This window comes from Pirellulales bacterium (assembly GCA_036490175.1).
Lineage (GTDB): Bacteria > Planctomycetota > Planctomycetia > Pirellulales > JACPPG01 > JACPPG01.
On the sequence record DASXEJ010000022.1, the window covers coordinates 1 to 21,484 of the forward strand.

General features: G+C 58.4%; 14 protein-coding genes. 6 read left to right on the top strand and 8 right to left on the bottom strand.

What is annotated here, in order from left to right; translation table 11 throughout:
* Positions 1-112: 112 nt before the first annotated feature.
* A complete protein-coding gene (locus VGG64_02115; GenBank protein HEY1598369.1) occupies positions 113-391 on the top strand; it encodes a hypothetical protein in 279 nt (92 codons plus the stop codon).
* 95 nt (positions 392-486) lie between these two features.
* Positions 487-2,604, top strand: coding sequence for an alpha/beta fold hydrolase (locus VGG64_02120; GenBank protein ID HEY1598370.1), 2,118 nt, complete (start codon positions 487-489; stop codon positions 2,602-2,604).
* Positions 2,605-3,676: 1,072 nt separating this feature from the next.
* On the opposite strand, the gene VGG64_02125 is transcribed toward VGG64_02120, so the two are convergent.
* Positions 3,677-4,165, bottom strand: coding sequence for a hypothetical protein (locus VGG64_02125; GenBank protein HEY1598371.1), 489 nt, complete (start codon positions 4,163-4,165; stop codon positions 3,677-3,679).
* Positions 4,166-4,736: 571 nt separating this feature from the next.
* Between VGG64_02125 and VGG64_02130 the strand changes: the two genes are divergently transcribed.
* The 4 genes from VGG64_02130 to VGG64_02145 all read left to right on the top strand — a co-directional run bounded on the left by VGG64_02130 (position 4,737) and on the right by VGG64_02145 (position 10,026).
* Complete coding sequence (locus VGG64_02130; protein ID HEY1598372.1) at positions 4,737-5,417, top strand: hypothetical protein; 681 nt, start codon at positions 4,737-4,739, stop codon at positions 5,415-5,417.
* A 112-nt stretch (positions 5,418-5,529) separates the two neighbouring features.
* Positions 5,530-5,949: a hypothetical protein gene (locus VGG64_02135; GenBank protein HEY1598373.1), complete on the top strand. Its 420-nt coding sequence runs from the start codon at positions 5,530-5,532 to the stop codon at positions 5,947-5,949.
* A gap of 135 nt (positions 5,950-6,084) precedes the next feature.
* A complete protein-coding gene (locus VGG64_02140) occupies positions 6,085-6,513 on the top strand; it encodes a hypothetical protein (protein ID HEY1598374.1) in 429 nt (142 codons plus the stop codon).
* A 717-nt stretch (positions 6,514-7,230) separates the two neighbouring features.
* On the top strand, positions 7,231-10,026 hold the full coding sequence (locus VGG64_02145) for a trypsin-like peptidase domain-containing protein (protein HEY1598375.1): 2,796 nt from the start codon (positions 7,231-7,233) through the stop codon (positions 10,024-10,026).
* A gap of 591 nt (positions 10,027-10,617) precedes the next feature.
* Here the strand turns inward: VGG64_02145 and VGG64_02150 are convergent.
* The 7 genes from VGG64_02150 to VGG64_02180 all read right to left on the bottom strand — a co-directional run bounded on the left by VGG64_02150 (position 10,618) and on the right by VGG64_02180 (position 21,464).
* Positions 10,618-12,240 carry an Hsp70 family protein gene (locus VGG64_02150; GenBank protein HEY1598376.1) on the bottom strand — a complete coding sequence of 541 codons (1,623 nt, stop codon included), beginning with the start codon at positions 12,238-12,240 and terminating at the stop codon, positions 10,618-10,620.
* Positions 12,241-12,430: 190 nt separating this feature from the next.
* Positions 12,431-13,093 carry an ATP-binding cassette domain-containing protein gene (locus VGG64_02155; protein ID HEY1598377.1) on the bottom strand — a complete coding sequence of 221 codons (663 nt, stop codon included), beginning with the start codon at positions 13,091-13,093 and terminating at the stop codon, positions 12,431-12,433.
* Positions 13,094-13,134: 41 nt separating this feature from the next.
* On the bottom strand, positions 13,135-14,649 hold the full coding sequence (locus tag VGG64_02160; protein ID HEY1598378.1) for an ABC transporter permease subunit: 1,515 nt from the start codon (positions 14,647-14,649) through the stop codon (positions 13,135-13,137).
* An 80-nt stretch (positions 14,650-14,729) separates the two neighbouring features.
* Positions 14,730-15,668 (bottom strand): ABC transporter substrate-binding protein, encoded by a 939-nt coding sequence (locus VGG64_02165; GenBank protein ID HEY1598379.1) that lies wholly within the window; start codon positions 15,666-15,668, stop codon positions 14,730-14,732.
* Positions 15,669-15,754: 86 nt separating this feature from the next.
* Complete coding sequence (locus tag VGG64_02170; GenBank protein ID HEY1598380.1) at positions 15,755-16,738, bottom strand: multiheme c-type cytochrome; 984 nt, start codon at positions 16,736-16,738, stop codon at positions 15,755-15,757.
* Positions 16,739-16,784: 46 nt separating this feature from the next.
* Positions 16,785-18,788, bottom strand: coding sequence for a hypothetical protein (locus VGG64_02175; GenBank protein ID HEY1598381.1), 2,004 nt, complete (start codon positions 18,786-18,788; stop codon positions 16,785-16,787).
* A gap of 3 nt (positions 18,789-18,791) precedes the next feature.
* Positions 18,792-21,464, bottom strand: a complete 2,673-nt coding sequence (locus VGG64_02180) for an ABC transporter substrate-binding protein (protein HEY1598382.1) — start codon at positions 21,462-21,464, stop codon at positions 18,792-18,794.
* Positions 21,465-21,484 lie beyond the last annotated feature (20 nt).

Here is a 21,484-nt window from a genome sequence, read left to right on the forward strand (position 1 = left end):
ATCTTATTCAGGCCTCAAACCTGTCCAACAATTGGGGTCCACCTCACGCTAAACGCGCGGTAAAAAATCCTCCCAAGCGAAAATGACCTGCATTTCGCTAGGAGGTTTTTTCATGCGCCATCCGATGCCCTGGTATCGCGAATCTGCGGGAACTTGGTACGTCCAGCTAAATGACAAGCAACTCAATCTCGGCCCGAATCACTCGGCCGCAATGACCAAATTCCGGCAGCTATGGGCCGGGGCGAAAGGCTACGGTTTGCACACGCCAGCCGTGGTCATTCTTGACAAGTTCCTGGACTACGCGACGGAACACAATAAGCCGTCAACGGTCGAGTTCTACATCGAAGCGGCGTATCCGGTGGACCGATCGGCTCGCAGCTTGTTGTGTTAATCCAAATATTTGGGAGGTTGTTGGAAGGGAATGCGCGTAAATGTTGCGTCTGAACGCCCCCCGCACCCTTGAAAGCCGCGTGGAAGGAGCAATCGATGATTGTACGACCTGAGAGCCGTTTACGCTTGTATCGCCCGCTGCGCAGGACGAACCGCCTGCTATCGCGAAGCCTTCACGAAAGGGTGCGTCTCGCCGCGGTCGTCGTCTGCCTGGTGGCTGTTGTTTCCACGCCCGTGAGCGCGGACACAACTCTGATCCCGCGCCGCGCTCTGTTCGCTGATGCGGACCGGCCGGTCGTTACGCTGAGCCCTGGCGGCGAGCGGATCGCCTACATCGAAGTTCAGGGTGCGACGCGATCGGCCTGGGTCGCGCCCGTGGACGATCCGGCAGCGCGAACTCGTGTCGAGTTGCTCGAAGGCGGGCAACCCTTGGGGCTCTGGTGGTCGGCCGACGGTCAGCGCTTGCTCCTGCAACAGCAGGTCAAGGGCGGCGTGCGGCTCTCAAGTTGCGATGCTTCGGGCGCCTCGTCGATCGACCTGACGCCCATGCGCGGCGTCAGTGCGCGACTCGAGCGACTGAGCGGAAAGCTACCTGGGCAGGCGCTAATTGCACTCAACGATCGCGATCCGCGGGTTCACGACCTGTGGAAGATCGATCTGGGCACCGCGGAAAAAGTGCTTGTCATGGAACGGACGGAGTTCCGCAACGTACATTTCGACGCCAGCTTCCAGCCACGTGTCGCGGAGAAGTTGGGGCCCGAGGGAACCCTCGAGCTGCTGCGCCGCGCCGACGACGACACGTGGCTGCCCTTGCGAACGCTCGATGTCGATCGGTCGAATGCGCAACGCGCGCCCGGCGCCGGCGTCCAAGGGATCGTCGGCGTTAATGCCGCGGGTGACGTTCTGTATCTGGTCGACAACACAGGCCGCGACAAGTCTGCGCTGCTGGCCGTCGAGCTAGCGACCGGGCGCGAAACCGTGCTGGCCACCGACGCCGATGCCGATATCCGTCCCATAGCGGTTGTCGATCGGGTGACGGGCCGTGTGCTGTCCGGCACCGCGCAATTCGACAACCTCCGCCGCTACGTGATCGACGACTCGGTACGAGGCGACTTTGCACTGCTCGAAAAACACTTCGGCGGACCGGTCGGCACGATGGGGATCAGCGCCAAGGATCGCGCATGGCTGGTCGCTCCCCTCGATGGCGGACCCGTGCGATATCACGTCTACCAGCGGTCACAGCAAACCGTTCGGCCGCTCTTTGCGGCCAACAGCGCGCTAGATCGATACCCGCTGGCCAAGCGGTCCGCGCATGTGGCCACCACGCGCGACGGCCTGCGGCTGCCATGCCATCTCTATTTGCCTCCGGGAACCGATGCCAACGGCGATGGCTTGCCCGACGCACCGCTGCCGACGCTATTGTTCGTCCATGGTGGTCCGGACGCTGCCTATCCGTGGGACAGTTGGACGACCAACCGCTGCCTGCAGCTGTTGGCCAATCGCGGCTACGCGGCGCTGCGCGTCGAGTTCCGCGGCGCCGGAGGTTTTGGCAAGTCGTTCCTAGAGCAAGGCTGGCGCGAGTGGGGAGGCAAGTCGCAGCAAGACCTGGTCGATCTGGCGCACTGGGCCGTCGACCAGCACATCGCCCCACGAGAGAAAATCGGCATCTGGGGCTGGTCCTTCGGCGGGTTCTCTACGTTCGCAACGCTGGCATTTTATCCAGACGAATTTGCCTGCGGGATGTCGCTGTATGGACTGTCGGACCTGGAGAAGTTTGCCCGCCGTACGATCCTGTTTTCGCGCGACACAGCGCAGCGCGTGGGCGATCCCCGGACTCCCGACGGGCTCGAGCTGTTGCGCCGCCAGTCGCCGCTGCACTCGGCCGAACGCGTGACCAGCCCGCTGCTGGTGACGCACGGCGGCAAAGACGTCGTGGTCCCTCAGCAACACTCCGATCTCTTCGTTTCGGCACTCGAGAAGCATGGCAAAGAGGTGACCTATCTCGTCTACCCCGACGAGGGACACGACTATTATCGACCGGAAAGCTGGATCTCTTTCTGGGCAGTCGCCGAGCGATTCCTGCACGAGCATCTGGGCGGCCGCTTCGAACCAGCAGCCAACGACTACGAAGGGGCGAACCTGCAGGTCCTTGCCGGATCGGAGCGGATCCCTGGGCTAGCGCCTTTTGCAAAAACTAAATCGCGAGATTCTTGAAGCAGCGGATCAACCTGAAGCGACGCACGAATCCATCGGGGTGCTTGGTTCTGGACCGGAGCCTCGGGATGTGCCGCGCGGCGCGCTTTTTCAGGGGGGCCAGATTTGTGGTTGACGGCGGGCCGCGCCGATTTATTCAATTTATGGAATTATTCACCGCTACAAAAAACGACGACGTTGACTTAACCAGACTGACAAAAACACTGGTTTTCTGGGCAAACGTGTGCGGACGACGACCCGCCAACGTCAAGTAGGCGTTATCGCCAACTGTGGAAGTCGGCGCGTCACTGCTTGTCGATCGAGGTCTGCAATTGTGCGCCAGCCAAGCGGACGAAGACCGTTCCCCGTCGATGAGCCAGGGCACGATTCGCGGCGCCGGCTTTCGTATTGCCGTTGCAAACGCTCGGCAAGCGACGCAGCGCCAGGCGACAAGTCTGGCAGCGCCAAAGGTTCCCGCTTCTCTAACTGGTGTATCGCGGCAACTCGCGGGCCACCGCACGCGGTTGCGAAACGCGGGATCGCGCTCGAGCACCTTGCTGATCGTGTTGAGCGCATGCCCCAACAGTCGGGCCGCCGCGCTGCACGCGAGGACCACGACTAGCAGTTCACAGAACTCCCCTTGCTTGAGCACCGTCAACTTCGCCGGCCGACCACGTTTTGTAATTGCAGAATGCCCGCGAGAAATCTGCGACCGCGGCGCCCAGGGCGGCAACAATATCCTGCCCTCGCCACGATCCAGGGCAGGACGTGCGTCCATCTTACCGGCCCACCTGGACTGATTTCGAGATACGACCGCGGCGATTCCGTCGGTTTACGAAGGACCGCTATCAAGATTGCGAGGCGGGCCTTGGCCGTGCAGTATGCTGCCAACGAGCGGCGGTTTCACGCTCAGCCAAGCCTCTACTCACGACGCGTCAGATCGGCCCGACCGTATCGACCAGCACAATTGCAAGCAGCGCCGTCTGCTCACACGCTCGAAGGTTGGACGCAGCCCGACGGTGCCGCAGCGCATCGACGAGTGGATAATGCTGCCGCCAACCGAGCAGGCAATAATAGGCAGTCACTCGGTAAGTTACGTTTCAACGCGCTGCAACGAATATCGCAGGCCAACCCTCTTAGCAAACGATTCAAACACTCCTAGCTCTTCTTTAAGCAATTCAAGCCACGCATCGTATTCATGCGTAGTTGTACCAAGGACGAGACTTCCGTTGGCGCGCAGGAAACCGAGGTCCTCAGGGAGCGGTATTTCCGCGTGCGCAGACCAGGCGTATAGGCCGGACGCAACACGTTTCAAAGCGTCAATGCTTTGTGGAGTGACGGTGTATCGCGATTTTAACGCGGTCCGGGAGTCAACATCGAGAAGTCTCGTGCCGGGCCATTCGACGACGTTCTCTTGGACAAACAAAAATGGATCTAGCGTGACGAATGGGGGTCGTCCCACCTCTGCAATACCGAATTGGTCGATCACGTAGAATTCTGAACTTCGAGCAGCAGCGAAATCCAATAGGCCGTAATAAGCCGCCCCGGTAACATCAGAAGTTAGGTTTACGATACGAATCATCGAACGCGAAACTGATCAAATATGTTCAATGCCGATGTGTCGACCGACATTTCCCAAATGGAATGCACCAGGGAGCTAATTCCGGAAGTGCGGCGACACGATTATAACAAACGTCCCCGAAGGTGTGGCACGCAGAAAGCGTTCGTATGTCGGCAATCGCGGTCGGCGAATCGTATTTCAGCGCCCAAGCCAGGGCGACTCGGTCGATTACGCCTACGAGGTGCCGTGGTCTCGGCGGATACTGAGAGACAAGCCCGCACGGGTAATCTATTTTGATCGACGAAAACCAACTGATCAGGAATTAGAACTGACTGCCTGCTTTCCTGAGGCGCTAGTCTGCACGCACTAATCACCCCTTCCAGCAGGCGGCCATCGTTGTCGTTTCTGGCCGCGACTAGCTAGCTTGAACCCATTCAAACACAACGACCACAAGCGACCGCAATCCGGCGACCTGAGGGTTTTCGTTGCTGGAATCGGTGCGCTGGGGAGCGGTACAATAGGTCGCATGTCTACTGGTCCCACGCCTCGCCGCCGCCGCTGGTATCAATTTGGCTTGGGGACGATTCTGACGGTGATCATCGTCCTTTCGATTCCACTTGCATGGGTTGCAAGGGAGCGAGGCAAGTCACTGCGAGAACAGCGAATCGCTGACCAGCTTCGCGAGCGCGGCTTCAAGACCGTCATGCTCGCCGGCCCCTATGACTCGTGGGCACTGGAATTGATACACAAGTCGCCACCACAAGGTTGGTGGCGCGATTTCGCCAGACTCCTTCTGGGGAAGAGAATTCTTTTGGTATACGATCCGCCGCCTGATTTCAGTGACCTCACCTTGCTCGCCGGGCTTACGAACTTGCAAGGGCTACACGTCAACTCCCCGCCCGTCAGCGACATCAGTCCGCTTTCCGGGTTCCCGAAACTTGTGGTGCTAGTCCTAAAGGGCGCGGACGTAAGCGACCTCACCCCGCTAGCTGGGCTGAAAAATTTAGAAGTCTTGCACATCGGCGGTGGTGCAGTTAATGACCTCTCGCCATTGGCCGGACTCCACAAGTTGCGCATGCTTTGGCTTCACTCTACGAACGTCAGTGACCTCACGCCTCTCGCCGGACTTACAATCCTGGAGACGTTCGTCGCGCGGTTTGAACCTATCCCCCTGTCGCAGCTCGAATTCTTGCAAGAGGCCCTGCCGAATTGCAGAGTCAGCAACGATCGGTTTGCCATCGAGCTATTGAAAATCCGAATTAGGAAACCGTGATCGCATGAGCCACCTTTGAATTCGATCGCAATAATTCGGCAATCGCAGTCGGGTGACCTGGGGTCGTATCGTTGCTGGAATCAGTATCCCGGTGAGCGATACAATACGTCGCATGCCCCAAGCACCATCCACCCGCCGCCGCTGGTATCAGTTCGGCCTGGGAACGATGTTTGTCCTGGTGACAGTGGTCGGGGCATTCTTTGCCTACCACATCAATTGGATTAGGCAGCGGCACGAGGCTAGAGCATGGCTGGGCATGCAGATGATTGGCGGATCATTCGCCGTCCCCCTCAAGCCGCCCTCTTCCTTTCCGTGGATGCTAAAACTATTAGGCGAGGAACCAAATCGACTTATTCTTATGCGACATGGGCCGACTGAACATTACCAAGGTAGGCGTCCAATTCCCGATGAATACCTGCAACTTGTGCATCGCGTTGAGAAGTTGTTTCCTGAGGCCGTCGTGAAGGATGTGACTTGGAAAGCATGGGACGACGAGGAAGAGGAGAAGCCAGAATCAGCACCACAATCCTAAGTCGCTGCCCGTAGCGACCGTTCATCGACGATACTGGCCGCGACAAGCCTGAACTCCTTTGACACAGCGACCCAGGCAATCGCAATCCGGTGACCTGGGGGCATTGATGGAATCAGTATCCCGGTGAGCAGTACAATGGGTCGCATGCCCCAAGCACTATCCACCCGCCGCCGCTGGTTTCAGTTCGGTCTTGGGACGCTGCTCATGGTGGTGACTTTAGTCGCTCTCGTCCTGAGCTGGGAGCTGCGCCTCGTCCGCAAGCGACAAGATGCCTTGGCAATGATCAGCGAACGCCAGGGAGTAGTTGAACGTCCCATTGGTCAGACCGTTTTGGCGAGGCGAGGGGAATTGTGCGGCGTAGCTCGCGATTACGAATCTCCCACCTTGCCCTTTTGGAGAGTATGGCTCGGAGACGCTCCGGTCGATTGCTTCTTGCTTCCAGCCGTAACTTTCTCGAAGGAGGAGATGCTTGGAATTGCTCGGGCATTTCCTGAGTCTGATGTTTGGCGAGTCGATGATGCGGGCAATGCGATTGATGCGGTGAACACCGGCGAGTCGTATTAGTCTCCATGCCCCCAGCCCACAAGACCCGCCGCCGCTGGTATCAGTTTGGCCTGGGGACGATGTTCGTGGTGGTGACGGTCTTTGCCATCGGGTTGGGGTGGGCGATGAAAGGCATCGGAGAGCGCCGTGAAGCGGTTGAGAATATCAGACGCCATCTTGGACTTGCAGCTCACCATGCTGAGATAGGACCGGATGGGCGGACTCGTGTAATAAATCTGGCTCCCTTCTGGCGACGGTGGATCGGCGACGAATCATGGAGGTTTATTGAAGTGCCAGAAAACACGAGCGACGTAGAGATGGAAAGACTCAAGCGACTTTTCCCAGAGGCCGAGACACTGCGACGGCGCCAGACTTTGGCACCACAGTCTTAAGACACCACCCGCAGCCGGCCTTCGTTGACGTTTCTGGTCCCGACCTAGGCGACAAGGTATTGTCTGGGGTCCGTTCGCTCTGCAGACCGTGGACGACGTAGCCAGCCAGGACGAGATAATCTGGTCAGATGCGGACCTGGTAGGATCGGCGGCCTATGCCCCGGGGAATCGGTTTTGGTGTCGAGAGCGTTTCTCGTGACGCACGGTTTACGCGCTGCACAGCGGATGATAAATTCTTATATCTGTGCAAGTTGTGCCCCACTCTCGTGGGTCAGCAGCCGGCTTCTGGCGCAGCCTGGATTGATACGGAGATTGGCCAGTTCGTCCTAGCGTTTGGGGTACACGCGTGAGGGAGCCATTGGATCCGTATCTTACCTGGCTGAAGATTCCGCCCGAGCGACGCCCGCCGTCGCACTATGACCTGTTGGGCCTAGAAGCCTTGGAAGCCGATGCGGCGCGCATCGAGCAGGCATCGGTAGATCGTGCCGAGTTCTTGCAAAGGCTGATGTACGGCCCAGACGGTGCGATCGCATTGCGTGTGTCACGCGAGATAGGCATGGCATTCGCCGTGCTGTGCGATCCCGCGAGCAAGCAAGAATATGACGAGACCCTGCGATCCGCTATTGAGTCCGGCTCGCCCACGCCAACGGAAGTGTCACCGCCGGAAGCGCCACCGGACGAGGCCAAGTCGGAGGTAGGTGGGCCCCCCGTGGTCGCCGTGCCTCCGGTCGAGATCGATCCGAATGCAATAACGATCGACCAGCACGCCGGATCAACAACGACCGAAACCGAGGTAACGTCGTCAAATGCCCAACTTGTATGGCTCGTTTCGGGGGGTGTCCTGGCGGCTGTGTTGATCCTCGGGCTCGGTGGGATGTGGAATCGGCTGCGATCATCCCCTGCTCCCGATGTCAAGAATGGCGTCGAGGTTGCAATCGTGCCCGCGGACGTGGATCGCACGGTTACCACGGCAGAAGATGCCAAGCAGGCCGCGCCGATCAAGCAAGCAGCTACAGCGCGAAACGGTGCCGAGCCGTCGCCCGCGAAGATTCCGGCGGGAACCTCTCAGGCTGTGTCATCGCCTGCGATTCCGGCTGGTGGAATCACGGAAATCGAGGGGCGCCTGACGGGCATCTCTTGCCGTTCAGGCGAGCTGCACCTGTTGATCGAACGGGAAGAGACAAAGGGCGAAGAAGCGAAACTTGTCGAGCTCGTGTCGACCAACTTTGCCGTTGTCCAAGGAGCTCAGGACTATCTGGAGGGGGACGCCGTACGTGTGGGCTCGCGCCCGATCGAAGCGCCGTCGCCGTCGCCGAAATATCGACTCGATTCCGACGGTGAGATTCGCGAGTTGACGCGGCTCGAGCGATTGGGAGAGTATCACTCGAAGGTCGAGATCGACAAGCCGCGACCGTCCTCTTCTTTTCGCAAGGAAGTTCTCGATGATCAACTGATTCAGCTTGCGCATTTTTTCCCAAACGAGGGGAGCGAAGTCCACTTTCATGCACGCTATGCCGGCATCGACGACGACTCGATTGTGGTGAGTTCCGGTATTGCGGAAGACATCACGGCGCGGATTCAGATTCCGTACGAGAATTCTGAGTCAGTGTTCGCTGACTTGGCGATTGATGACGACGTGACCGTTGTCGGGTCGTTCGTTGGTCCACTGGAAGACAACGAGGTCGCGTTGAAATTCATCGCTATCAGCAAGGCCGGTGGTCTGGCAATGCAGATCAACCTGAAGGATCTTGAAAAGGCGCATCCTGAGGTCAATGCGAACAAGTCGGTGGTGCGCGTCATCGTAAAAAAGGCCGACGAGGAAGTGGAAGCAACGGGATTTGTTGTGGGCGCATCCATCATCGCCACCAACTTCCACGCTGTTGAGAATTCGGTCGATGTCGAGGCGGAGCTCGCCGATGGTGCGAAAATCGTCATCAGTGGCGTCTGGGCCGTTGATCCGGACCGCGACATTGTGCTCTTGGCGACGCAGCAGCCGCTGCCCTGCCCAGCCTTGGCGCTGGCGAAGAGCTTGCCGAAAAAGGGTGACGCCGTGTTCGCACTCGGCGCGCCACCAGGGCAAGCATTCGAGTCTCGCGCGGGGACCGTAATCTCGGTTCAGACGAACGACAAATTCCAGTCGGAGGTTCGCTTCCGGGGTGGCCACGCGGACTTGAAATGGTTGGAGATTTCCGCACGCGTCGCGGCCGACAATAGCGGCGGCCCGTTGATAAATTCTGCCGGCGAAGTTGTGGGCATAAACACGTATCTCGAGCAAGCAGATCACGTGAACGTGGCGGTATCGATCGACGACATTCGCGAGGTTCTTGCCCGCAAGAAGCCGGTGACGCCGCTGGCGAGCTTGCCCAAGCGGACGATGGAAGCAGAGCTAAAGGCGTCGGGCGCCGTGAAACCCAGTGGTGCAACCAAGAAGACCAAACGCGACGGGTCGTCTACGCTGGGCATTGAGCTGCCGACTGGCAAAGTGCTCGACATCGAGGAATTGTTCATCAAGCCATACAAAGCCAAAAGCGCCAATCTCAAGCCGGATACAAAGACCGACCATTATCGCGCCGAATTCAAGCATCCGAATGGTAAAGTGGCAGACGTTTTGATCGCCAGGAGAGGAATTCTCGACGGCATCGCGCTTGCTAAATATGCGGACGGAGACACTGCTGCGTTTGGCACGTACGCACAGGGAATATTGCACGGAATCCTGCTCACCTGGGATGAACGCGGGCGAAAGGTTCTCTTCGGACAGTATCGCAATGGCCGAGAGCATGGTTTTATATGCCTGTTCAAGAACGGGGACTTGTGGTTCGTGCAAGAGTCGGACCGCGGCAAGACAAGCATGTCCTATGTGTTCAAGGAAAACCAAATTCTGAAGAGTTATCAGGCCGACGACACCGCTGACGAACTGCTGGCGCCGGCCATCAAGGAGCTGGCAGCAAAGAAGAAGGAGCTGCAACTGGCAGCGACAAAGGTAAAAGAACAGGTTCAGGACGTGTACAAGGACGCGCAAAAGAAACGTGCAGTGCAGAAAAGCAAAGCCGGTCGGGCAAGCGCGGTCAAGGACGCCGCGCAACGTGACGCCATGAATAATTCCGCCGTCGAGGGTCTTCATCGAAGAGCGATGGGGAAGTAGACGTCGTAAAAGATTTTCCCCTCTCCAATGACGTGCATGAACCGTACGACGTTCTGCATCGCCAACGTGCGCGGACGCCGTTTAGGGGAAGGCGGTGCTTGACGTCGAACGCCACGGTAGCCATTCTTCGCAGGCTTTCCATCGCAGGCACGCGCTTGCGACACTTACTTTGGAAAGAGACTGCCACACTGCGGGCATTTCACTAGCGGCGCATCGCTGGGAGGAATTCGCAATCGCTTGCCGCAATGCGGGCATTGGCAGGCAATTCCTGGAGGCCGCGCGTCCGATGGCGGAGGTGAAGCAACTGGCCTTTCTGCGGGCGGAGCGGTTGCGGTTTTTGGCTTGGGTGCAGATACCTTTGTTTCGTTCGCACGGACCGAAATCTGCGGCGTTTGTTCACTCGCCGGTGCGGTCGGCATGGCCTTTAACTCGTGGTTGCATAGCAGGCACGCGACTGTCGTGCCAAGGTCCACATCCTCGAGCAACATGTACTTGTTGCAACTTGGGCACTTCGAAATGAACGGCATAGAGGGTGTCACCACGACAAACAATATATGACTGGCAATTTGACGGCGGCCTGGCGATTCTGCCTCAACGAATTTCGAGATTCTGGACGAATTCAGACTCTTGGCAAATCTCGTCCTCGGTCAACCCTGCCCGCAGCTGCATGTCGGTCTTAACAAAGCGGCCCGTCGTCATGTCGAGCACGGTCACGCCGATTCTTCCATTGGCCGCATATTCCAAGCGCACCTGCATGGGCGCCCCCGCCGGCAAGTGATTGGAGAAATTCTTGACCGCCCAACTGCCGACCTTTGTGTTGTCACGCAGCTCTCGTGAGTCGCCTTCGAAGACATGGATGTCTAGCTTCGACGCGGACCCTTCGGCAAGACGGTACATCTTGCTCTTGGCGGCGGGAAGTTGCGTATTCTTTTTAATTAATGACGAGAAACCCAATTCACCGCCGCGTAGGGCGGCCACGCCCAGGCCAAAGGCGCATACGTTGACGACGCCCACGCTTCTCAACTCGTCGCAGACTTCTTCCAGCAATCCGACCTGCAGCACGTCGCTGCGCGAGGCCATGATGCCGGCATGAATAGCGGCCCCGCGCGCCACGACCTGGTCCGGGTCGAGACTGTCGTCGGGCGTTTTTCCGCTCAGCCGGGCTAGCATCTGGCTCACCATCGGCATTTTCGTCGAACCACCGACAAGCAGGACACGATCAATGTCACTCCATCCGAAATCGGATTGACCGAGTGCCGTGCCGGTCTGCCGCAGCACCAGGCCGGTTTGTGTTTGGGTCTCAATGAGCAAGTCGCGGGTCATGTCGTTGAACGCGGATTGCGACAGCTCCGTGCTCATCTCGTGCCCCGCATAGGTGTATTCCAACTGCGCGGTCGGAAACTCGCTGAGCAGAACCTTGGCCTCTTCAGCCTTGGTCAGCAAGGCGTCGCGATTCTTGCGCGAGACCTTCGCATCCTGCGCTTGCAGTGGATTAACGCCGAACAGGCGCTCGAATCGTAGCGCTGCCTCGCTTACGATCCGGTCGTCCCAGTCCTTACCGCCCAGTTGCGCATGCCCGCCACTGGCCAACGTCTTGAACTCGTTCAGTGCCAGGCGGACAACGCTGACGTCGAAGGTCCCCCCGCCAAGATCGTAGACCAGTGCGGTCATTTGCCCAGACGGCATGTCGATTTTCCGGCCTGCGCGGACACGTTCGTCAGGCCCCTCCAGGCGATATGCCAATGCTGCCGCGGTCGGCTCGTTAACTATGTCCAAGACGCGCAGGCCGGCGATTCGTCCGGCGTCCTGGGTTGCCTTTCTGCGGGCGTCGTTGAAAAACGCGGGCACGGTAATGACCGCATTCGAAATCGGTCCTACTCTCTTCTCGGCGTCGAGCTTGAGCTTGCGGAGAACGATGGCCGACAATGTCTCTGGCCGCATTTTTCGGCCATCGACTTCTGAAGAAAAGTAACGTTGTCCCATGTCGCGCTTGACGAACATGGCAACGCGTTCGGATTCAACCCCCGCCATTTTCTTGGCGGCCTCTCCGACTCTGGCGGAATCGCCCTTGAGATAGACGACGCTCGGCGTGCGCGGCTCGCCGGTGCGATTGGGGATTGTTTTGACGTGCCCATGCGCATCAAAATGAGCAATCACCGAATAGGTGGTGCCCAGATCAATTCCGACGAGATTCTCCGTATCATCGCTAGGCATGAGGTCGACAAAAGGACGGGGATAACCGCGAAAAGATGCACTGGGGTCGCATCCTAACACAAGTGAAAAGTTCGGGCAATTCGCCCCGCTTATGCCGGCCCCCTTGCGTATTTAAAGAAACGCGACCGGCGGCGCATGCCGCATTGATCCGGTGTCGGAGCAGACGAATTTAAAGATGCCCTGTGTGGCGTCAGCAGCCAGGGGCGTCGATATGCTTGAGCCGTCCCTGTTCTATCACGGCGATCCGATCGGCCATGCGCCGCGCTTCGGAGGGCGAGTGTGTCACATAGATGGTGGTCACCGACCTATTGCGCACTATGCCCTCCAGCAATTCGACGAGTTCATTGCGCAGGTCCTCATCGACATGCGCCAGTGGCTCGTCGAACAGCAGTACGTTCGGATCAATGACCAAGGCTCGCGCGATGGCCAGGCGCTGCGCCTCGCCGCCACTTAGCTCGCCGGGCGGGCGGTCCCAGGCACGGCGGGGCAGCTTCATTTCATCGAGCGAGAGCTCCGCCCGCGTGCGACGTTCGCTCCGCCCCAAGTGGTGCAGCACGGCCTCGATATGCTGTCGTGCGGATAGATGCGGCCATAACGACAGGTTTTGGAAAACCATGCCGATCTTCGGCACTCGCGCGGCGCCGGAATCGTCGGCTGCGAATGCAACCGACCCTGCCGTGGGATCATCCAGACCTGCGATGATTCGCAGCAATGTGGACTTGCCAGCCCCCGACTTGCCTAGCAGGCCAAGAGAAGTCCCAGTCTCGATGGTCAAATCAATATGATCGAGCGCAACGTGATCACCGTATCGTTTCACGACGCCGCGACAGTGAATCGTTACACTTGCGGTCATGGCGATGTAGATCGTATGTGACAACCGCGCACGACGAGGCGCTACAGTGGTTCGAGGCGGCGGTTGGTGAGTAAAAAGTAGATGAATGCCGGAACGACGGCTAGTACTAGCTGTAAAAGCGCCAGACTCGCAGTGACGTAGGGAGGACCGAAGTGCAAAAAGGTGAGCAAGCGCAACGCAAGCGTGCCAGAGCCGGGGGCACAAAGCAGCTGGCTTATCTCGACATCTGCCATGGAAAGCGCTGATGCTATAACAGCGGCTGCGGCAAGATGGGGCGCCATCAACGGTCCGACAATCCAGCGTGTCTGCTGCCAACGATTCATGCCGGACAACTGTGCGGCCTCACGCCAATTCGGAGACATGCGTGCGTAGCCGTTGGCGACAATGTGCGCCCCGAAGGGCAAGGCATGGTACGCCAGGGCCAAGACGAGCAAAATTCCGCTGTCCCCTAGCCAAGCGGCATCGACCCAATCCTGATAATGGAAGAACCGGGCATAGGCGAGTCCAATCACGAGCGCCGGAAACGCCGCCGGCGCCATCGTCAATAGTGTGAGGGGCAGAAATCTCGGACGTGCGTAATACGCACCACATGTCAGCCCAAGCCCGCATGCTGCCAAAGTTGCTGCGACCGCCAGGCACAAGGTATTGAAGGTCTCGGGAAGCGCTTCCTGCACGGCGGCGACGAATCGCGAAAACGAACTGCACTCATACACCAGCGCACCGATCGGCAACAGAATTGCCAAGGAAGAATAGATCAGCAGGAACCCGCCAAAAACCCAGGTGAGTGGACGTGGGGCGCGAGCCAAGCTGGTGCGAGCTACATGTCCGTCGACATATCTTCGTCGTCGCTCCTGGATGACAAAGGCCGTTGTCGCGGCCAAGGCAATCGAAACCAGTGGGGCCGCGGCGCGCGCCGCTCCGGCCTGATCCAAATAGTTCGACATCCGCAAATAAACATATGTGGGATACAACCGGCACTGCAGCACATTGGGCACCGCAAAATTGCCGATAGCCAACGCGAACGTCAACAAAGCCGCGGCAATTATTTCCGGGGCTAGCGATCTCAACATCCAAGTGATTCGCGCTGGCGCGCTAAAATACAACCGCGCAGCATCGAAGCCGGCATGGCCCAAGCGCGCCATGCCGCGCCCGATCAGAACCATCGCCAAGGGAGTATAAATCTGAGAGAGGACGATCGTGGTGCCGATGTAATGACCGCCATCTATAGCGCCAGGCACGCTTCGCCAGCTGGAGCCAAGGCAACGATCGACGATGCCACCGGGACCATAACAATACATTCCGCACAGGGCCCAGACGGTGGCCGGAGCAACAAAGGGAATTAGCCACAGCGCCGCCAGTATTTGCCGACCGGGTAGCCGCGTTAGAACGACAAACGCCGCCAACAAAGTACCCTGTGCCAGTGAGAGTAGAGTCGCACAGACTGCCACCGCCACGCTTGCCGACAAGGCCGCGCCGTTGATAATCGCCGGCTCGCCGGCTTGCCACAACGCGGGTCGTCGATCCAACAACAACAGCCACACGGCAGGAAAGCTCAACGCGACAACTGCCGCTATCGATAACCATGGCCAGTGCGACTCGCGGCCTCGGCGAGATGCGCCTGGGGCGGATCGGCCAATCATCGGTGGAAATGCTCCAGAGTCCACCGGCTGCTCTCTTCCAGCTTGTCGAGCAGCTGCTGGTCGCTTATATCAAACCAGCGCGGAGTGGACTCGCCTTCTTGCCCTGCACCGATCGTGCCACCTCGAATGGCCATATACCCGCTCGCCTGACCACAGAGCATCGACTCTACGTCGGCGGAAACGAGATAATCCACAAGAGCGCGTGCCGTCGCGGGATGAGGCGCCTGTTCGATCAGGCACACGGTACACGGGCACAAAAACGTTCCGATCGTATCCTGATCAGGAAGGATCATCTCGACCGGCTCATTGGCTGCTTGCCCTTCACGCACGTCGTCTGTATCCGTCAGCCCAATGAGAACACCGCCGGACGATTCATCATGCCTGGCCACCAGGTTTTTCACCATGGCGTTGCCATCGACAATTTGCACGTCATTGGCGAGCAACTCTCCGAGAAACTGCTGCGCGCGGTTGCTGCCAATGGTGGCAAACAAGGCCGCAATGTGGGCCTTGGTCGTGCCGAATTGCGGATTGGCGATGGCGACTTTTCCGCGCCATTTAGGGTCGGCCAACTCAAAGATGCTGCGCGGAACTTCGGCAGGAGCGAGATGTTTCGAATTGTAAACGATCACACGAGCCCGCGTCGCGACAGGGGTCCACAGGCCAGACTCCGGCTTGCCGTGGGTGGGTATGTCCTGTGCGGCGGGAGATTCATACGCGGCGAGCACTCCGGCTTGTGCCAAAAGGCAGGTCTGAGCCAGTTCGTTATTCCAAAATACGTCGCAGCGAGGATGGTCGGCCTCGGTTAGTAGCCGCGCCACCAGGCCAGTGGTCTTGGCCGCTTCGGCATCGTACACCGCGCGCACTTTTATTCCGCTGCTATTCTGAAACCGGTTGAGAATTGTCTCCGCGCGGCTGCGATCTATGGCAACGTACACGACCACTTCGTTGGTGTTACGTGTACAGCCAAAGACTATCGGCGCCATCGCGACTAACCCCATCGTCAACACCGCGCCGCGCCTGTTCATTTCTCATTTAACTCCACTACCGCGCGCGATACTAATAAGGACTCGGCGTCAGTATACCAGGGGTAGAGTTTATACAGCAGCGATACATCGGCGAGCACTGCATCCTTGACGACGGGGAATCGGACCTCGACGGTCTGGCCGGCGCGAATCTTGTCCGCGCTGGCTTCCCCGCGGAAGGGCGTTACGCCTTTGATCGTGTCTTGTTGCGAAAGCACGATCTCGCCATCGGCGGCGCGTTCGATAATTTGCACGATCAACATGCGATGATGTCGTTCGCCTGGAAAGTTATGGCCTGTGGTTTCGTTGGCAAGGCGCACCACAACCTGCTCGGAATCCCGCGCGGCTTCCATGCGAACGCCACTGCGGACGGTGGCGTCGTCGTGCCCACCCAGGAATGCATGGCTGCGCCCCTTCCCGGTGCCCGCGAGCATCGGCATGTGGCACGTCTGGCACTCCTGCCGTTTGGACGCGAAGGAACTTGCCGACCAATCTTTTTGAGATGCTACGTGGCAGACTCCACAAGATGCACTCGACATGAACAAGGGAGACTCGGTGGGGCGGCAGGGAGCATTTGCGATCGTGCGACGCGCGGCGACCCCGCCATCGGGCAACTGATGGCACGTTAAGCAATTTACGCCCGACTCGACATCGGCAACCCGCAGGACCGGCTCCGCGTCAGGCGATGCCAGCGTCGGCTCGGCGGCATGGCATGATTGGCACTTCCGGTCAAAGCCAAAGGTGCCGAATGATGCCTGTACCGTCGCGTCGCGCCATGCGCGGGCGTGCATCGACGCCTCCCACTCGCGCCAGGCGTCTTGATGACATTGCTGACAGGAGGTGTGGTCGAGTTTTGCGCCGTCGCCGGCAGGTATGCTCGTGCGACGCGAATTAATCCCCGTGACAACAAACAATGCGGCTATGAGCAATCCGAAGACTGCGGCCACGAATATGCGGACCGTGCGCGCCACTTGAGCTTTCATCGGAAAAGTGGCCGTCGTCCTTGTTCACTGCGAATGATCATTGGCGTCATTGTTCCGATTCGGACTCGGCGGGTGCGGCTGTTCCGGACGGCGGCACGGTCGCGTCGCCGTCCTGTGCGTCGGGACTTTGAATCTGCTGCAACTGCTTTGACAATTCGCCCAATTGCTCGATGCTGCGGCTGATCTTTTCCAACTCGGCGCGATCTTCGGGCTGCTCTGAATCCTCCAACTGCGACGCGATGGAAACCAATTCCTCGATCTTGGCGCTATTCGTAAGAATGAACTTCTGCGCCGTGAGGTAGTCATTCACTTTGATCAACGCCTCGATCGCGGCTTTCGCCTGAGGCAGGACATCCTCCACGCGACTTATATCTTCGTCGACCCACACCTCGTAAACGAACTTGCGCGCCTTTTGTTGCTCGGGCGACTTGATCTTCCATGCCTCTTTCAGCCGCTCTACGCGTTGCAGGACTTTGGGTTGGTCCGGCAATTCCTGGAGAGATTGTTCGTAATTGGTGATCGCCTCGTCGAAGTCGCCCGATTGCTCTTTCGCTTTGCCGATGTCAACCGCCACCTTCGCGCGAGCGCGCTGATCGTTGACCTTGATGACTTCGCTCAGGCTGCTTTTCATGGCCTCAACCGTGCGCAGGTCGTTTTCGATCTGGTCGAGGGAAGCGCTGATTCCGGCGAATCGTTTGGCAACGTCGATTTTCAGGCTTTCTGCCTCTTTGCGCAGCCGTAAGGTGAGAAGCTGCGCGGGCGAGGCCAATTGATGCAAATCGTCGGCCAATTGTTCTGCACGCTTAAGGGCCTCTTCGTAACGTTTGTCCTGCTTGAGTGCGTTGATTTCGTCGACACCGAGGGTGTGAAAACTGCGCAGAAAGAACAGGTCTCGGATCAAAGAATGTATGCGTCGTTCGAACTCAGCCTTCATGCCGGCCGCGCGGTCGCGGGGAATCCGCACCGTCGCCTCGATGGACTCCGACGTGATCACCAGCGGCAAAAGGAACTCGTCGCTATGTCCCTGCGTGATTTTGATAAACGCCAGCCGATTTAGGGGCTTTTTGGAGACCACGTAACCATTGCGATCAGGCGCCCCTAGGAGATCGGCATCCGTGATCTCGGAGAAGCCGCGATCATTGGCATACACGATGCAGTTCGATAACGGATCACGGGTCCGTTCATCTTGAATTCGCAAGGTAAAGTCCCCTCGCACCGGCGAGATTTTAATCGCCTCGAAGCGCACGACGCGGGATCCTGTTTGCCAGGGGTTCTTCAGATTGGTATGAGCGTGGTACTCAATACCATTTTTTCCTTGATCAACTACCACCACGGTATTGGGGATCTCGCTATGAACAAGCGAGCCGTCGGGGCGTTTCTCTACCCTGACTACTTGCATAACGCACGGCAGCTGCAGAACTTGATCCAGTTCGTTTTGCCACTTGCTGCCTTGGAATTTCAACTCCACCCGTCCCTCGTGGAAAAGTACCGTCGCCACAGGGCTGAACCCCTGGCAAATGGCCAGACAAGCGTCCTTGCCGACCAGTTGCCGATCGGAGATCGACGTGCTACGCACCGGTCCCAGTTGCTGCGTGCGCCCATCCCAGCGACGGAAGCGGATCTGGTATCCCGCCGTGGCGCGCTGGAAATCGAGGATCAAAACCTGCGGTTGCACGTGGTTTTCGATCAATGTCACCGATACCAGGTTCTCTAAATCTTCGTCGCCAAGCTGGGCGCGCACGGCTGCCAGGCCGACGTCGTTATCGTCTTTGCGTTCGGCATCCCCCGCGGCCTGTCCGTTTAAAGCGTCGTAGAGCTCGACTTCCACATTGACTAATGGACCGAAATAGCTGGTCAAGTGGTCCGAAATCTGGCGACGAATCCGATCGATAAAAAATCGTGAGAAGAGCGGTGTCTTGCTAAATCGCAAAACGACAACCAATCGGTAGGGCTCGCCGGCGTCTAACGACAGCAACTGATCGTCGGCTCGCGCGGAGCACGCGATCGCAAGAATAGCCAGGAGAATAAATAGTACGCGCAACGTACGCACCGATTAGGGCCTCGCGGGAGTAAGCGACCAGTCCTGGACATCGCCAAAAAGCGTCCAGGGGTCGAGTGTAATGTTGTGCAGCCGATCACTGACGGCCACGTACGTATCCAGTTGCCAAAGCGGAATCACGATGGCGTTGGTGGCGATGTGCTCATGGATCCTGTTAGTCAACTCGCGGATCTTTGCAAATCTTTTATGCTCGCGCAATTGGAAGAACAGATTTACTAGATCGGGATCTGGGTCGTAGCCCATGAAGTTCGTGCCGGGGTCCTTGGCCTTTGGATCGAATAGCGGCCAGAGCCAATAGGTGGCATTCAGAAAGTCGTGCCGCCAATAGACCAGATCGAAGTCGTGCTGCTTGACGACACGATCGTAAAACTCCCGGACGTTTACCGGTTCGATCTCGATCTCGACCCCGACGTTTTGCAAGTCGTCTTTGATGCGGCCGCAGGCGATTTCGGTATTAGGGTCATCGTTGGGATACAGGAGGGTAATGGGTCGAATCGTACCGAGTTTCTTCTTGGCAAGATCCAGGAACGAACCGGCTTTGATTCGCTGAAATTGTGGCACCGTCGTGTTGTACGCCCACGAATCGTGAGGAAATGGTCCGGTGAGCTGACAATTGGCCCGGTCGTGCGCGTTTTCGCGAAAGTACTGGTTCAGAACTTCCTCGCGATCGATGGCGTGGGCGATCGCGAGCCGAAAATTACTGTCCGCAAGCGGCGTATTGGGCTGCGCATAGTTGGGCGCCAAGAAATACACGCTCGGAGTATTCAGGCGCTGCAGCGTGCTCTGTTTGCCGGCATGCGTGAGCGCATCCCGATGGGCTTTCCGGACGCCGTAGATCATGTCGACTTTCCCGGCGAGGAATTGGTCAAAGCCGGGCTGCGGCTCCATCTGGTGGAATTGAATCTCTTTGATCCGCGGCAATCCGCGCTCACGGAAGCGCGGATTGGCCCGGAAGCGCACCGTATTTTGCCGGCGTTCGGCAAGAAAGTAAGGCCCGGTGCCCACGGGTCGCTCGTTCAATTCCTCGAGAGCCACTTCGACGGGTGTGCCTTGCGGAAATCGATACTTCGGCAAGATCCAAAAGTCCATGAACGACATGGGCTGCCAATGGTCCATTTTCAGCAGCAAATCAACGCGAAACGGATCACCATGATCGTGGCTGACATTTTCCAGCATCGAAACTTGCGCGCTCGCCCAGGGATTTTGTCGTTGCAGTTGCTCAGTCCAGATCACGTCCTCGGCGGAGAAGTACATGCGGGCTTCCCCCTTCTGATCGTGATCACACCATTCGCAGCGCCGCAATTGGAATTGTCGGCCGCGCGCCAGCGGAACCGGGGAATCCTCAGCCAGGCAGGGACGGTAATACAGCCCGCCGTCCACGCAATTGGTCCAGCGCACCAGGCTTTCGAAAATCAGAGATGCGGCATGGCGATCGACCGGAGTCTGCACCGAGAAGGGAGAAAAGTTCATCGGCAAATAGGGATACGCGCAGCGCATGATGGGATATTCTTTGTCCCAGGCCTGACGATTGAGATCGACCAGGTCCAGCTCGGGCCAAATCTCTTGCGCAGCATCCAGGTATTGGGCAGCCCGTTCCCGGTCGCCGCTCGTATTCGCCTCGGCTGCCAGCTTGACCTGCCCTCGCGCCAGGTCAGCCATTTCGCGGCGCAAAAGCGCGGCGCCGCTGCTCTCGCGTGACCGGAGAGCGTGATCGAGATCGGCCAGCCGATCTCGCGCCTCGGAATACTGCTCTTGTTCGAACGCGCGGCGCGCTAGCCGCAAATAGGCGGCGTCATACCGATTGAGGAGTTGTACTCCGTCAGGATCCACTTCGGCGAATTGACTCTTCAGTTCGTCACACTTTTGTGCGGCTTCCAAATAGTGTCCCTGCGCTATCAAAGCGTCTACCGCACAAAGTCGCAGGTTATAGAGCGCCACCAAAAGCGGCTTGTGCAATAAGGCGCCGAATTTGTAATCCTTGCGCAGGTTGCGCTGGACTGCGGAATCGTGCTCATCGACGCCGTACTCGAGAATCTTCGTGGCGATCTTAAAGGCACTTGCCGGGCGCTTGCTGGAGACGACCCAAGCGGAACCCGGCTTCGTCAACTCTTCGAGGGAGACATTCAATCGTTCCGCGGCGGCACTCAGTATTCGATTCTCAAAGTATTGCACTTCCTTGATGTCGGCCCCCGGAATATTCCAGGGGATGGCCGCTTCGCGTGTCGTCCCTTCCTTGTAATACAAAAACTTGTACTCGCGCGCAGGCTCGATAAACGTGACATCCAAAAAAGTGGGTAGCAACTGTACCTTAACGGGGAGCTTGCGACTTCGAACAACGATCCAATCACAGGGGTGAAGTCGTACATCAGTTGGCAACGCGGACGTTGCATCCGCCGGACGTGCCGGTTTTGTCGTGGTGGACGCCGCACCACTCTCCTCTTCGGCTTCCTCAGCGGCCGGCGCAGCGGCGTCGGTTTTGGTGGGCTCGGCGCCGTCTTTTTGATCGGCCGGTTCCGCGTCATCCTCCGACGCGTCGAGCTTCGATCGCGCCGGCGCTTCCTCCTTTGGCGGCGCTGCCAGGGCTTGCGCCTGCGGCGGCCCCCACCCGGTGCCGCCCAACAGGGCCAGCATAAGGAGGATCGTTCCTTTGACAATTGTGCGAATCATATTTGCTCGCTCGGTAGCGT